Origin of the sequence: Methylobacterium oryzihabitans, assembly GCF_004004555.2 — a bacterium.
GTDB lineage: Bacteria > Pseudomonadota > Alphaproteobacteria > Rhizobiales > Beijerinckiaceae > Methylobacterium > Methylobacterium oryzihabitans.
Window position 1 is genome coordinate 42,737 of sequence record NZ_SACP01000026.1, and the last position, 14,535, is coordinate 57,271.

General features: G+C 70.3%; 11 protein-coding genes. 10 read left to right on the forward strand and 1 reads right to left on the reverse strand.

All coding sequences use genetic code 11. The annotated features are described in order from the left end of the window. Positions 1 to 56: 56 nt before the first annotated feature. Positions 57 to 3,323, forward strand: a complete 3,267-nt coding sequence (gene treS / locus EOE48_RS21600) for a maltose alpha-D-glucosyltransferase (RefSeq protein WP_127732957.1) — start codon at positions 57 to 59, stop codon at positions 3,321 to 3,323. Between the two features lie 42 nt (positions 3,324 to 3,365). Continuing rightward, entirely contained in the window at positions 3,366 to 5,621 is a 2,256-nt protein-coding gene (glgB, locus tag EOE48_RS21605; protein ID WP_246154684.1) for a 1,4-alpha-glucan branching protein GlgB, read from the forward strand. A gap of 76 nt (positions 5,622 to 5,697) precedes the next feature. Here the strand turns inward: glgB and EOE48_RS21610 are convergent, their stop codons facing one another. Beyond that, positions 5,698 to 7,224 (reverse strand): sensor domain-containing diguanylate cyclase, encoded by a 1,527-nt coding sequence (locus tag EOE48_RS21610; RefSeq protein WP_246154676.1) that lies wholly within the window; start codon positions 7,222 to 7,224, stop codon positions 5,698 to 5,700. A 516-nt stretch (positions 7,225 to 7,740) separates the two neighbouring features. Between EOE48_RS21610 and EOE48_RS21615 the strand changes: the two genes are divergently transcribed. The 8 genes from EOE48_RS21615 (at position 7,741) to EOE48_RS21650 (ending at position 14,534) form a co-directional block, all read left to right on the forward strand. Then, positions 7,741 to 8,151 (forward strand): hypothetical protein, encoded by a 411-nt coding sequence (locus EOE48_RS21615; protein ID WP_127732959.1) that lies wholly within the window; start codon positions 7,741 to 7,743, stop codon positions 8,149 to 8,151. A 96-nt stretch (positions 8,152 to 8,247) separates the two neighbouring features. Further along, the gene (locus EOE48_RS21620; protein WP_127732960.1) at positions 8,248 to 8,493 is read left to right on the forward strand and encodes a DUF4170 domain-containing protein; all 246 of its coding nucleotides are present in this window, start codon (positions 8,248 to 8,250) and stop codon (positions 8,491 to 8,493) included. Positions 8,494 to 8,623: 130 nt separating this feature from the next. Beyond that, positions 8,624 to 9,568 (forward strand): ribose-phosphate pyrophosphokinase, encoded by a 945-nt coding sequence (locus EOE48_RS21625; protein WP_127732961.1) that lies wholly within the window; start codon positions 8,624 to 8,626, stop codon positions 9,566 to 9,568. A 246-nt stretch (positions 9,569 to 9,814) separates the two neighbouring features. Next, complete coding sequence (locus tag EOE48_RS21630) at positions 9,815 to 10,537, forward strand: DUF1013 domain-containing protein (RefSeq protein ID WP_127732962.1); 723 nt, start codon at positions 9,815 to 9,817, stop codon at positions 10,535 to 10,537. 288 nt (positions 10,538 to 10,825) lie between these two features. Beyond that, on the forward strand, positions 10,826 to 12,535 hold the full coding sequence (gene rpsA, locus EOE48_RS21635; protein WP_127732963.1) for a 30S ribosomal protein S1: 1,710 nt from the start codon (positions 10,826 to 10,828) through the stop codon (positions 12,533 to 12,535). Positions 12,536 to 12,786: 251 nt separating this feature from the next. Beyond that, positions 12,787 to 13,764: a signal peptide peptidase SppA gene (gene sppA / locus EOE48_RS21640; RefSeq protein ID WP_127732964.1), complete on the forward strand. Its 978-nt coding sequence runs from the start codon at positions 12,787 to 12,789 to the stop codon at positions 13,762 to 13,764. 20 nt (positions 13,765 to 13,784) lie between these two features. Continuing rightward, the gene (locus EOE48_RS21645) at positions 13,785 to 14,105 is read left to right on the forward strand and encodes an integration host factor subunit beta (RefSeq protein WP_127732965.1); all 321 of its coding nucleotides are present in this window, start codon (positions 13,785 to 13,787) and stop codon (positions 14,103 to 14,105) included. Between the two features lie 57 nt (positions 14,106 to 14,162). Further along, positions 14,163 to 14,534: a lipopolysaccharide assembly protein LapA domain-containing protein gene (locus EOE48_RS21650; protein WP_127732966.1), complete on the forward strand. Its 372-nt coding sequence runs from the start codon at positions 14,163 to 14,165 to the stop codon at positions 14,532 to 14,534. Position 14,535 lies beyond the last annotated feature (1 nt).

Here is a 14,535-nt window from a genome sequence, read left to right on the forward strand (position 1 = left end):
CAGGGCACCCCGTGGCGTTGGACCTGACGCCACGAAACCGACGAGGCTCTGACGCGATGATCGATCGCAACGATCCGCAATGGTACCGTGACGCCATCATCTATCAGGTCCACGTCAAATCGTTCTTCGACGCCAACAACGACGGCATCGGCGACTTCGACGGCCTGACGGCGAAGCTCGACTACATCCGCGACCTCGGCGTCACGGCGATCTGGGTGATGCCGTTCTACCCGTCGCCGCTGCGGGACGACGGCTACGACATCGCCGATTACCGCGGCATCAACCCGTCCTACGGCACGATGCGCGAGTTCCGCCGCTTCGTGACCGAGGCGCACGACCGCGGCCTGCGGGTCATCACCGAACTCGTCATCAACCACACCTCCGACCAGCACCCCTGGTTCCAGCGCGCCCGCGAGGCCCCGGAGGGCTCGGAGTGGCGCAACTTCTACGTCTGGTCCGACACCGACGAGAAGTACACCGACACCCGGATCATCTTCCTCGACACCGAGGCGTCGAACTGGACCTGGGATCCGGTCGCCAAGGCGTATTACTGGCACCGGTTCTACTCGCACCAGCCCGACCTCAACTTCGACAACCCGCAGGTGCTGGACGCGGTCATCGAGGTGATGCGCTACTGGCTCGACATGGGCGTGGACGGGTTGCGCCTCGACGCGATCCCCTACCTGATCGAGCGTGAGGGCACGAACTGCGAGAACCTCGCCGAGACGCATACCGTCATCAAGAAGATCCGCGCCGCCCTCGACGAGGGCTACCCGGACCGGATGCTGCTCGCCGAGGCCAACCAGTGGCCGGAGGAGACCGCGCAGTATTTCGGCGACGGCGACGAATGCCACATGGCGTTCCACTTCCCGCTGATGCCGCGGATGTACATGGCGATCGCGCAGGAGGACCGGCACCCGATCACCGACATCATGCGGCAGACGCCGGAGATCCCGGACGGCTGCCAGTGGGCGATCTTCCTGCGCAACCACGACGAGCTGACGCTCGAGATGGTCACCGACAAGGAGCGGGACTACCTCTGGAGCTTCTACGCCGCCGACAAGCGGGCCCGGATCAACCTCGGCATCCGCCGCCGCCTCGCGCCGCTGCTGGAGAACGACCGGCGCAAGATCGAGCTGATGAAGTTCCTGGTTCTCTCGATGCCCGGCACCCCGGTGCTGTATTACGGCGACGAGATCGGGATGGGCGACAACATCTATCTCGGGGACCGCGACGGCGTGCGCACCCCGATGCAGTGGTCGCCCGACCGCAACGGCGGCTTCTCCCGCTCCGACCCGGCCCGGCTGTTCCTGCCGACGATCCAGGATCCGATCTACGGCTTCGACGCGGTCAACGTCGAGGCACAGTCGCGCGCCCAGACCAGCCTGCTGAACTGGACCCGGCGGATGATCGCGATCCGCAACAACTACGCGTCGCTCGGTCGCGGCGTGCTGCGGTTCCTCTATCCCGACAACCGCAAGGTTCTGGCGTGGCTGCGTGAGATCGACAACGAGCGCATCCTGTGCGTCGCCAACCTGTCGCGGGCGCCGCAGGCGGTGCAGCTCGACCTGTCGGAACTGCGCAGCGCCGTGCCGGTCGAGCTGACCGGCGGCACCTCGTTCCCGCCGATCGGCGAATTGCCCTACCTGCTCACCCTGCCGGCCTACGGCTTCTACTGGTTCTCGCTCTCCACCGCCCATGCCGGCGCGATCGGGCCGCAGCCCGAGCCGCCGGAACTGTTCACCCTCGTGCTCACCGGGGGTATCGAGACCCTGATGAAGGGCCGCGAGCGGCAGGCCTTCGAGCGCACGGTGGCGCCGCTGTTCATCGGCTCGCGGCGCTGGTTCGGCGCCAAGGGCAGCCGGATCAAGTCGGTCCAGGTGGTCGACAGCGCCTCGCTGAAGAACCGCGAGGGCAAGCCGAGCTTCCTGCTGCCGCGCCTCTCGGTCTCCCTCGCCAACGGCGAGCGTCAGGACTACTTCGTGCCGCTCGCGGTCGACGAGGCCAGCGAGGAGGAGAGCCTGATGGAGCACGCCGTGGCGCGGGTGCGCCGCGGCCCGCGCATGGGCCTGCTCTACGGCGCCGCCTCGTCGCCGGAATTCGCCCTCGCGATGGTCGAGGGCGTCCGGCAGGGCCTCGAGATCCCGTCGGAGAACGGGACGATCCGGTTCTCGGCGACCTCGCTGTTCGACCCCGAGATGGATCTCGACCCGGCCGACATCCGCCGGCTCTCGGCCGAGCAGAGCAACACCTCGATCGCCTTCGGCTCCCGGCTGATGCTGAAGCTGCTGCGCCGGCTCCAGCCCGGCATCCACCCGGAGGTCGAGGTCGGGCGCTTCCTGTCGGAGACCGCGGAGTTCCGCAACACGCCGGGGCTCTACGGCGTGGTCGAGCACGTCGCTCCGGACGGCACCGCGACCGCGCTCGCCCTGGTCCAGGCCTTCGTGCGCAACCAGGGCGATGCGTGGCGGCTGATGCGCGAATACCTGCGCCGCGACCTCGACGCGATGGTGCTGGTGCCCGAGAGCGAGGCGCCGGCGGCCGAGGAGGCGTTCGGCGGCCACCTGCGCTGGGCGGCCCTGCTCGGCCAGCGCACCGCCGAGATGCACCGCGCCTTCGCGATGGAGACCGACGACCCGGCCTTCGCCGCCGAGCCGTTCACCGCCGACGACCTCGCGGTGCTGGTCGAGGACACCCGCCGGCAGGCCGCCAAGGCCCTGCGCGGGGTCGAGGGCATCGGCCCGAACGCCTCCGAGGGCGCCCGCGAGGCCGCCGCCGCGATCCTGTCGCGGCGCGACGCCATCGCGGCGGCGATCGACGCGCTCGCCGGCCACGCGCCGCAGGGCACGTTCAAGACCCGCATCCACGGCGACTACCACCTCGGTCAGGTGCTGGCCTCGCAGGACGACCTCATCATCGTCGATTTCGAGGGCGAGCCGTCGCGGCCGGTCGAGGAGCGGCGGGCGAAGTCGACGCCTCTGCGCGACGTCGCCGGCATCCTGCGCTCCTTCGCCTATGGCGGCGAGACGGTGACCCGCGAGCTGGTCTCGCGCTTCGCCGAGGCGTCCGACCGGACCGGGGCCGTGGTCTCGGCCTGGCGGCGCATGGTGTCGGAGGCGTTCCTTGAGGCCTACGGCAACACCGTGCGCGGCAGCCGCGCCGCGGTGTCGGACGACGCCACCCACGACCGCCTGCTGCGCCTGTGCCTGCTCAACAAGGCGCTCTACGAGATCGACTACGAGGCCAACAACCGCCCGGACTGGATCGAAATTCCGGCCCGCGGCGTGCTCTCCCTCCTCGACGACATCCGAAAGGTCGCCTGAATGACGGACGACGACACCCGCGCCGCACCCGTGTCCCGCGCCATGCCGCTGACGGCCGCCACCGGCGCCACCGTGTCGGAGCGGACGGCCCGGCCGGCTCCGGCCCGGGACGACGGCCTGCATCCGGACGCGATCGAGGCGGTGATGGCCGCCAACCACGGCGACCCCTTCGCGATCCTCGGCCCGCACGAGGTCGCCCCGGGGCAGTGGGAGGTGCGCGCGGTGCTGCCGGAGGCCCGCGCCGCCTCGGTCCTCGTCGGCGAGCAGCGCCACGACATGGTGCGCCGCCACCCGGGCGGGTTCTTCGTCGCCGCCTTCGCCTCCGAGCGGCGGCCCGACTACCGCATCGCCATCGAGGGCTGGGACAACCTCGAGCGCACCCGCCGCGACCCCTACGAGTTCGGCACCACCCTCGACGCGGAGGAAATCCGCCTGCTGCGCGACGTCGGCAACGACGCGGTGCAGCGGGTGCTCGGCGGCCAGGCGATCACGGTCGGCGGGGTCTCGGGTTTCCGCTTCGCGGTCTGGGCGCCCAACGCCCGGCGGGTCAGCGTCGTGGGCGACTTCAACGCCTGGGACGGACGCCGCCACCCGATGCGGCTGTGGCAGGACGGCGGCATCTGGGAGCTGTTCATCCCGGACCTGCCGGCCGGCACCAACTACAAGTTCGAGATCCGCGGCCCCGACGGCTCGCTGCTGCCGCTCAAGGCCGATCCGGTCGCCTTCGCCGCCCAGCACCCGCCGGAGACCGCCTCGAAGCTCGTCGGCCGGCCGCAGCCGGTGTGGCGCGACGGCGCCTGGATGGCGGGGCGCGGCAGCCTCGACCACCGTCACGGCCCGATCTCGATCTACGAAGTCCATCTCGGCTCGTGGGCCCGGGTGCCCGAGGAGGGCAACCGCTACCTCACCTACCGCGAACTGGCGCAGCGCCTGATCCCCTACGTCAAGGAGATGGGCTTCACCCATATCGAGTTGCTGCCGATCACCGAGCACCCGTTCGACGGTTCGTGGGGCTACCAGCCGGTGTCGCTGTTCGCGCCGACGAGCCGCTTCGGCTCGCCGGAGGATTTCTGCGAGTTCGTCAACGCCGCCCACGAGGCCGGCATCGGCATCCTGCTCGACTGGGTGCCGGGGCACTTCCCCCTCGACGCCCACGGCTTCGGCCAGTTCGACGGCACCCACCTGTACGAGCACGCCGACCCGCGCCAGGGCTTCCACCAGGACTGGGGCACCTACATCTACAATTTCGGCCGCACCGAGGTCTCGGCGTTCCTCGCCGCCAATGCCCGGTTCTGGCTCGAGGACTACCATCTCGACGGGCTGCGGGTCGATGCCGTGGCGTCGATGCTCTACCTCGACTACTCGCGCCGGGCCGGGGAGTGGATTCCCAACCGCTACGGCGGCAACGAGAATCTCGAGGCGATCGACTTCCTGCGCAAGACCAACGAGGCGACCTATTCCCACGCCCCCGGCACGATGACGGTGGCGGAAGAGTCCACCTCGTGGCCGGGCGTCTCGCACCCGACCTATACCGGCGGCCTCGGCTTCGGCTTCAAGTGGAACATGGGCTGGATGCACGACACGCTCCAGTTCATCTCCAAGGAGCCGGTGCACCGCCGCTACCACCACCACGACCTGACCTTCGGGCTGCTCTACGCCTTCTCGGAGAATTTCATCCTGCCGCTGTCCCACGACGAGGTGGTGCACGGGAAGGGCTCGCTGATCGGCAAGATGCCGGGCGACCGCTGGCAGAAATTTGCCAATCTGCGCGCCTATTTCGGCTTCATGTGGGGGCATCCCGGCAAGAAGCTGCTGTTCATGGGCGGCGAGTTCGGCCAGGAGCGCGAGTGGAACCACAACCAGTCCCTCGACTGGCACCTGCTCGACGATCCCCTCCATGCGGGGCTGAAGGCGCTGGTCGGCGACCTCAACCGGCTCTATGTCGCGACCCCGGCGCTGCACGCCCGCGACACCGAGGCGGCCGGATTCCGCTGGCTGGTGGCCGACGACGCCGAGAACAGCGTCATCGCCTGGGCCCGCCTCGGCCGTGAGCCGGGTCAGGTCGCCGTGGTGGTGTCGAACTTCACGCCGATCCCGCGCCACGGCTACCGGATCGGGGTGCCGGCGCCAGGGCTCTACCGCGAGGCGATCAACTCGGATGCGGCGGCCTATGGCGGCAGCAACGTCGGCAATTACGGCGGCGTCGCTACCTCCGACGAGCCGTCGCACGGCCAGCCCTGCTCGCTGACCCTGTCGCTGCCGCCGCTCGGCACGGTCATCCTGGTCCTGGAGGGGTGATCCGGCTTCCGGCAGCCGGATCGAAGCCCACGCGGCGCTTGAGCGAGGCCGTCTTCCGCCCTCCGGCCGCCGACGCTCAAATCTGTCTGGCGTGAACCAGGCGCAGTGCGGCGGTGGCAGCCGGCGCCGCCGCGCTGCGGGTCTGGTTGCGGCCGCCGTTCTTGGCGGCGTAGAGCGCCTCGTCGGCGAGCCGCACCAGATCGGCCGCATCCCTGGCCTGGGCGGCCGAGGCCGCGCCGATGCTCACCGTGACCGAGCCGCCGCCGATCCCCGCGGAGGCCAACGCGACCTGCGCCACCGCGTCGTGGATCCGGTCGGCGACGCTCAGCGCGCCGGTTCCGTCGGTGCCGGGCAGCAGCACGACGAACTCCTCGCCGCCGATCCGGCAGACGAGATCCCCGGGGCGGAACACGCTCTCCGACAGGGCGCCGGCGAGGCCCTTCAGGATCTCGTCGCCGACCCCGTGGCCGTAGCGGTCGTTGTAGCGCTTGAAGTGGTCGGCATCGACGACGAGGAGCGACAGCGGCCGGCCCGAACCCGCGGCCCGGCCCCAGGCCCGGTCGAGTTCGTCCTCGAAGCGCCGGCGGTTCGGCAGCCCGGTGAGCATGTCGGTCATCGACAGGCGGGCGAGCTCCGCCTCGATCCCGGTGCGGCGCTCGAGTTCGCGGGCGAACATCACCACGAGGGCGATGGTCAGCCCGCCGAGGACCAGCACGACCCCGCTGATCACCGCCGCCTTCGTTCGCCACTCGGCGTCGATCTCGTCGACCGACAGGGCGACGTTGAGCAGCAGCGGCAGGTCGCCGACACCCGTGAAGGTGTAGTGCCGCAGGAGGCCGTCGCGCACCGAGGCGCTCGTGAAGCTGCCCGACCCCTCGCGCCGGAACCGCTCGAAATTCGCCGTCCCGGCGATGCTGGTGCCGAGGTCGGCCTCGACATAGGGGTGGCGCATGATGCGCGTCCCGTCGCGGTGATAGAGGTTGATCGCGCCGTCGCGGCCGAGTCCGAGGCGGTCGAGCAGCCGGCGGAAGTAGGACAGCTTCAGCGTGGCGACCGCGACGCCGCCGAACGTGCCGTCCGGCTTGGTGATCCGCCGGCTGAGCGGGAGCATGCGCTCGCCGTTGAGCCGCGAGACGACCGGCGGACCGAGATAGAGGCCGAGATCGGGCCGCGCCACGTGGACCCGGAAGTAGTCGCGGTCGGCGAAGCTGCCGGTCGGGGCCGGCGAGCGGGGCGAACTCTCGGTCGGTCTCCCGTGCTCGTCGAGGACCATCATCAGGCCGATGTCCTGGGCGCTCGTGGCGCGGTCGAACAGGGTGAGTTGGCGGATCTCGGGGCTGGCCGCGTCGAGCCCCGGTGCGCGAAGGTTGTCCTGGACGCCGCGCAGGGACAGGTCGAGGAGTTCGATGTTGCGGGCGACATCGCGCTCGATGACCTGCAGCAGGTTGCGCGACGTCTGCTCCGCCTTGTCCCAGGCATCCTGCCGCAGTTCGAGCAGCATCAGGGCCGAGACCGCCATCATGCCGAGAGGGGCGATGATCCCGAGCAGGATCCAGGTTCCGGGCGAGGCGGGACGGAGGAACGTGAGGCGCGAGGGTACCACCGGGGTCGCTCCCGAGCGGACAGGCCCGCTCTGAACGACGTCTCATGCGCCGCCTAAGGCGGCGTTGCGCCGATCCGGTGCATTGTCGCGATCGGGTGAGGTTCCGCCGCCGGCCGGCTCCGGCGAGCCGCGATGGTGATCGATTCACCACACCGTCCGGAAACGGGCCGGACACGGACCCCGGCCGCTTGCGCCGCGCGGCGCGGCACACACTAAAACATCACGAGCGCGATGGCGTCGCGCCCGTGTCGCCCTTCTCGGGCGTTTCCTCCCTAGACTTCGGGCCGCTCGCAAGGGCGGCCCTTTTTATGTCCGGGCCGTGGTCGTACCGGGTCCGCGATCGACAAACAAGCAAAATTCTTCCGGTTCGGTATTCGGTAGCATTTTCGTGCCGTCCGGGCCGCCTCGGGAGGCCGGGCGCTCGCGCGAACCATCCCGTCGGGCTGGAACCGCCAAGGCGGCGGACAGTTCTGCCATGATCTTCGGCAGTCGAGATCGCCGGCAGGATTGCGCTCCATGACCCAGCTCCGTTCCCTCGTCGCCGGGCTCCTCGCCGCCGCCATCGCCGGGCCGGCCCTCGCCGCGTCTTGCGGCGCCGAGATCGCGGCGCTCGAACCCCGGCTCGACGAGAAGAGCCGCGAGGTGATCGCGACCTCGTCGGCCGGCAAGGAAGTCGCGTCGCGCCGCGAGGCCAAGGCCGAGGAGGCGGCGGAGAACAAGGTGCCGCCGACGGCGCTGCCCTCCGGCCCGGCGCCGGGCAGCATCGAGGCGCAGGCGACCGCCAAGGCGGCGGAATCCGGCGGCGGCACCGGCGCCATGGAGGCGCGCGCCAGCCTCAACCGCGCCCGCGAACTGGACAAGAAGGGCGACGAGGCCGGCTGCCTCCAGGTGCTCGGCGAAGCCCGCAAGCAGATCGGTTCGCCCTGAACCGCGCGCCTGCCGCCGCCGGGGGTTGACGACGGGCACGCCGTTTGCGACCGGCCTTCGGGACCAGACCGGTTCCCCGGCGGGAAGAGGCAGCGGATGAGCATGCAGACCAGCGGACCGACCTCCACCGAGCCCGGGCAGCTCCTCCATCTCGTGTTCGGCGGGGAGCTGACCGACCTCGACGGCATCACCTTCCGCGACCTGTCGAAGCTCGACGTCGTGGGGATCTTCCCGGACTACGCCAGCGCCGCGATGGCCTGGAAGGCCAAGGCGCAGCAGACCGTCGACAGCGCCCAGACCCGCTACTTCATCGTGCATCTGCACAAGCTGCTCCAGCCCTGATCGGGCGGGGCGCGGCGCCGTGGCTCGGTCCGCGGCGGGATGAAGGCGTTGTGACGCTTCGTCGCCGCTGTTAAGAGCCGGCCGCGTCGCGCCGATTCGGTTCCACGGGCGCGGCCTCCATGGGAAGACGATGAAATCCTCCATCAAGATCGTGGCGGGCAACGCGAGCCGGCCGCTCGCCGAGGCGATCGCCGCCTATCTCGAAGTCCCGCTGGCGCTCTGCTCGGTGCGCCGGTTCGCCGACATGGAGATCTTCGTCGAGTTGCAGGAGAACGTGCGCGGCGAGGACGTGTTCATCGTCCAGTCGACCTCGTTCCCGGCCAACGATCACCTGATGGAACTGCTCATCATGATCGACGCCGCGCGGCGCTCGTCGGCGCGGCGGATCACGGCGGTGCTGCCGTATTTCGGCTATGCCCGGCAGGACCGGCGCACCTCGGGCCGCACCCCGATCTCGGCCAAGCTCGTCGCCAACCTCATCACCGAGGCCGGCGCCGACCGGGTGATGACCCTCGACCTGCATGCCGGGCAGATCCAGGGCTTCTTCGACATCCCGACCGACAACCTGTTCGCCGCCCCCGTGATGGTGCGCGACATCAAGGAGCGGCTCGACCCCGCCGACATGATGGTGGTGTCGCCCGACGTCGGCGGCGTGGTGCGGGCCCGGGCGCTCGCCAAGCGCATCGACGCCCCGCTCGCCATCGTCGACAAGCGCCGCGAGCGGCCGGGCGAGTCGGAGGTCATGAACATCATCGGCGACGTCGAGGGACGCTCCTGCATCCTCGTCGACGACATCGTCGATTCCGGCGGCACCCTGGTCAACGCCGCCGAGGCGCTGCTCGCCCAGGGCGCCAAGGACGTCTCGGCCTACATCACCCACGGCGTGCTGTCGGGGGGCGCGGTGTCGCGCATCGCCTCCTCGAAGCTGAAGGAACTGGTGATCTCCGACTCGATCCAGCCGACCGCCGCGGTGAAGCTCGCCCGCAACATCCGGGTCGTCACCATCGCGCCGCTGCTCGGCGAAGCCATCGGCCGCACCGCCGACGAATCGAGCGTGTCGAGCCTGTTCACCTGACCGGTCGCAGGGGGCCGGAGACGGTCGCCCCGGCCGAAGGGCCGGGGCGAAAACCGCTTTGCGCCGGTCCGCGACCTGCCTATATATTCGGCCATTCCCTCGCAGCGTGAGACGGGATGTCCCGGCCTTTCCCGGGACGGCGGTGCCGCCGCGCCGCCGGCGGCTTGCTGTCGCGCTGCGAGCCGATGGATTCGCCCGAACGGGCGCGTCCCCGCCGCCGTGCCGGGACGCCGTAGGAGGTTAGGTATGTCCCAGGGTCCGTTGATGCCGAAGGCGACGGCCGTGTGGCTGGTCGAGAACACCTCGCTGGCCTTCGATCAGATCGCCGATTTCTGCAAGCTGCACCCGCTCGAGGTGAAGGGCATCGCCGACGGCGAGGTCGCCGCCGGCATCAAGGGCCTCGACCCGGTCTCGACCGGACAGCTCACCCGCGAGGAGATCGAGAAGGCGCAGAAGAACCCGAACCACCGCATGAAGGTCGCGGTGTCGAAGGTGAAGCTGCCGGAGGTCAAGCGCTCGACCAAGGGCCCGCGCTACACGCCGCTGTCGCGCCGCCAGGACCGGCCGAACGCGATCCTCTGGCTGCTGCGCAACCACCCGGAGCTGAAGGACGCGCAGGTGATGCGCCTCGTCGGCACCACCAAGTCGACGATCCAGCAGATCCGCGACCGCACGCACTGGAATTCCGGCTCGCTCCAGCCGATGGATCCGGTCACCCTCGGCCTGTGCACCCAGATCGACCTCGACTTCGAGGTCCAGCGCGCCGCCAAGGACCGGCCGGCGGTGGAGCCGGGGGAGGGCGGGCCGACCCTGATGCCGACCGAGATGTCGCTGGCGCCCGAGCCCGACTTCGAGGAGGCGCCGCGCCGCCCCGGCGGCCGCGACGACGAGCGCCTCGACGCCGACTCGGTGTTCGCCCGCCTCAAGCCGCTGCGCCGCGGCGAGGAGGACGAGGACGACGACGTCTGATCCTGCCAGCCGGCGCCTTGCCGCCGGCGCGTTTCTGCGTTAAGGCGCCGGGATCCGAGAATGGTGTCCGGTGGGCGGAAGGGGCTGGACAGGCCCCTTTTTCGCAGACCGCACCCGGTCCCGGAGCACACGTTTCCGCGCGTCGTCCATGCGCCGGCCCGTCCCCGCGAGGGACGGCTGTTCCGCCCCGCCGAGAAGGCAGGCGGACACCGACGAGCGGAAGCGGCCCGTTCACACGAGCCGCCGGCGCCGCCCCGTTCCGATGACGGGGTGAGTTGAGGAGCATCAATGTCCGCAGGTTTGCAAGGCGTCGCGTCGAGCCGCGAAGATTTCGCCGCCCTCCTCGAGGAGTCGTTCCGCCAGCACGAGATCACGGAAGGGTCCGTGGTCAAGGGCCGGGTCGTGGCGATCGAGAAGGATGTCGCGGTCATCGACATCGGCGCCAAGACGGAAGGGCGCGTCGCCCTCAAGGAATTCACCGGCCCGGGCCGTGACCAGACCATCGACGTCGGCGACGAGGTCGAGGTCTACGTCGACCGGATCGAGAACGCGCTCGGCGAGGCCGTCATCTCGCGCGACAAGGCGCGCCGCGAGGAGAGCTGGGTCAAGCTCGAGAAGGCGTTCGAGAACAACGAGCGCGTCTCCGGCACGATCTTCAACCAGGTCAAGGGCGGCTACACCGTCGACCTCGACGGCGCCGTGGCGTTCCTGCCGCGCAGCCAAGTCGACATCCGTCCGGTCCGCGACGTGACGCCCCTGATGGGCACGCCGCAGCCGTTCCAGATCCTCAAGATGGACCGCCGCCGCGGCAACATCGTGGTTTCGCGCCGCACCGTGCTCGAGGAGAGCCGCGCCGAGCAGCGCTCCGAGCTGGTGGCCAACCTCGAAGAGGGTCAGGTCATCGACGGCGTGGTCAAGAACATCACCGAGTACGGTGCGTTCGTCGACCTGGGCGGCATCGACGGCCTGCTGCATGTCACCGACATGGCGTGGCGCCGCGTCAACCACCCGTCCGAGGTGGTCAACATCGGTCAGACCGTCAAGGTCAAGATCATCAAGATCAATCACGAGACGCACCGCATCTCGCTCGGCATCAAGCAGCTCCTGGCCGATCCGTGGGAGGGCATCGCCGCCCGCTACCCGGTCAACGCCAAGCTCAAGGGCCGCGTGACCAACATCACCGATTACGGCGCCTTCGTGGAGCTGGAGCCGGGGATCGAGGGCCTGATCCACGTCTCGGAGATGAGCTGGACCAAGAAGAACGTCCATCCCGGCAAGATCGTCTCCACCTCGCAGGAAGTGGAAGTTCAGATCCTGGAGGTCGATCCGGTCAAGCGCCGCATCTCGCTCGGCCTCAAGCAGACCCTCCAGAACCCCTGGGAGGCCTTCGCCGAGAAGCACCCGGTCGGCACCGAGGTCGAGGGCGAGGTCAAGAACAAGACCGAGTTCGGTCTGTTCATCGGCCTCGAGGGCGACGTCGACGGCATGGTCCACCTCTCGGACCTCGACTGGAACCGTCCGGGCGAGCAGGTCATCGAGGAGTTCAAGAAGGGCGACATGGTGCGCGCCCAGGTTCTCGACGTCGACGTCGAGAAGGAGCGCATCTCGCTGGGCGTCAAGCAGCTCGGCGGCGACCCCTTCGCGGATGCCGGCGAGATCCGCAAGGGTCAGGTCGTCACCTGCGAGATCCTCGAGGTGAAGGAATCCGGCCTCGAGGTGAAGATCGTCGACACCGACCTGTCGACCTTCATCCGCCGGGCCGAGATCGCCCGCGAGCGCGGCGACCAGCGCCCCGAGCGCTTCGCCGCCGGCGAGAAGGTGGACGCCCGCGTCACCCAGTTCGACCGCAAGGCGCGCCGCGTCCAGCTCTCGATCAAGGCCCTGGAGATGGCCGAGGAGAAGGAGGCGATCGCCCAGTTCGGTTCGGCCGATTCGGGCGCCTCGCTCGGCGACATCCTCGGCGCGGCCCTCAAGGCCCGCGCCGGCGACAAGAAGTAACCGCCGCGTCCCGGGTCCCGCGAGGGACCCGGAGACCGGCAGCCGACGAAGGCCCGCGCGGACGGTTGTCCGCGCGGGCCTTTTTCGTGTGCCCCGGCGACCGCAGCGGAACAGCGAAACCGGCTCTTGCCGCTGCGCGACAGGGAAGGGTAGAACTCCCGGGCCGCGAGGCGCAGCAAGGACTTGGGCGGCGGTCGTCCGGCCGGTCCGGCCGCCGCGCGGGACCGGGACAGGAACACCACGGGCGCCGCATGGGCATCGATGCCGAACTCCTCCTCGACCGGCGCGCGCTGCGCCGGAAGCTCTCGTTCTGGCGCGTGGTCGGGATCGGCGGGCTGATCGTCGCGGCCGGCGCGGTCGGCTGGCGCGCCGCCGGCGGGGGAGGGGGCTTCGGCGGCGTGCGGCCGCAGATCGCCCGCATCACCATCGACGGCTTCATCGCCGGCAGCGAGAAGACCCGCGAGCTGATGAAGCGGGTCGGCGAGTCGCGGGCGGTCTCGGGCGTGGTCGTGTCGATCAACTCGCCGGGCGGCACCACCACCGGCTCCGAGGAGCTGTTCCGCAACCTGCGTCAGCTCGCCGAGAAGAAGCCGGTCGTCGCCTTCGTCGACGGCACGGCGGCGTCGGGGGCCTACATCACGGCGCTCGCCGCCGACCACATCGTGGCGCGCGAGACCTCCCTCGTCGGCTCGATCGGCGTGCTGTTCCAGTATCCCGAGGTCTCGGGCCTGCTCGACAAGGTCGGGGTCAAGGTCGAGGAGGTGAAGTCGGCGCCGCTCAAGGCCGAACCGAGCCCGTTCCACCCCACCTCGCCGGAGGCGCGCGCGGCGCTGCAATCGATCATCGGCGACACCTACGGCTGGTTCAAGGGACTGGTGGCCGAGCGCCGCGGCATGAACCCGCAGCAGCTCGCCGCGGTCTCGGACGGGCGCGTGTTCAGCGGCCGCCAGAGCGTGCCGCTCAAGCTCGTCGACGAGCTCGGCGGCGAGCGGCAGGCGGTCGAGTGGCTGGAGCGCGAGAAGGGCGTCGCCAAGGACCTGCCGGTGCGCGACTGGAAGCCGACGAGCGATCGCAGCTTCGGCGTCCTGTCGGCGGCGGCGTTCGGCGCCGACCTCCTCGGCTACGGCGAGTTCGCGTCCCGCCTGCGCGCGGCCTCCGACGAGACCGCGACCCTCGTGCGGGGCGGCCTGCTCGCGGTCTGGCGCCCCGGCGCCGCCCCCGCTCCCTGATCGATCCGAGACGCCAGGCCATGATCAAGTCCGAGCTGGTCCTCCGCATCGCCGAGCAGAACCCGCATCTCTACCAGCGCGACGTCGAGAACATCGTCAACGCGATCCTCGACACGATCGCCGACGCCCTGTCGCAGGGCGACCGGGTCGAGCTGCGCGGGTTCGGGGCGTTCTCGGTCAAGCGCCGCGAGGCGCGCCGCGGCCGCAACCCCCGCACCGGGGCCGCGGTGGCGGTGGCCGAGAAGGCGATCCCGGTGTTCAAGACCGGCAAGGAGATGCGCCTGCGCCTCAACGCGGCCGGCATCGGCGCCGACGACAAGGTCGAGGCGGCCGCCTCCTGATCCCCACCGGAGACCGGCCGCACGGCGCTCCGTCCCCAACCCTGACCGGGACTTCCGATGATCCGCTTCCTCAAGGGCCTGATCCTGCTTCCCATCGCGGTCGTGGTCGTGCTGCTCGCGGTCGCCAACCGCCAGCCGATCCTGCTGTCCCTCGACCCGTTCTCCGAGGGCGCGCCGGCCTTCAGCGTGACGCTGCCGCTCTACGCCCTCGTGTTCGGCGCCGTGGCGGTCGGGATCGTCGTCGGCGGCATCGGCGCATGGCTGGCGCAGGGCGAGACCCGGCGCGACCGCCGCCGCAAGACCCGCGAGCTGCGCCGGCTCCAAGTCGAGACCGACCGGCTGCGCAGCGACGCGGCCCCGGCCGGCCGCCCCGGCAATCCCGGCCGCTCCTCCGCTCCGGCCCTGCCGGCGCCGGCCGCCCGGGCCTGAC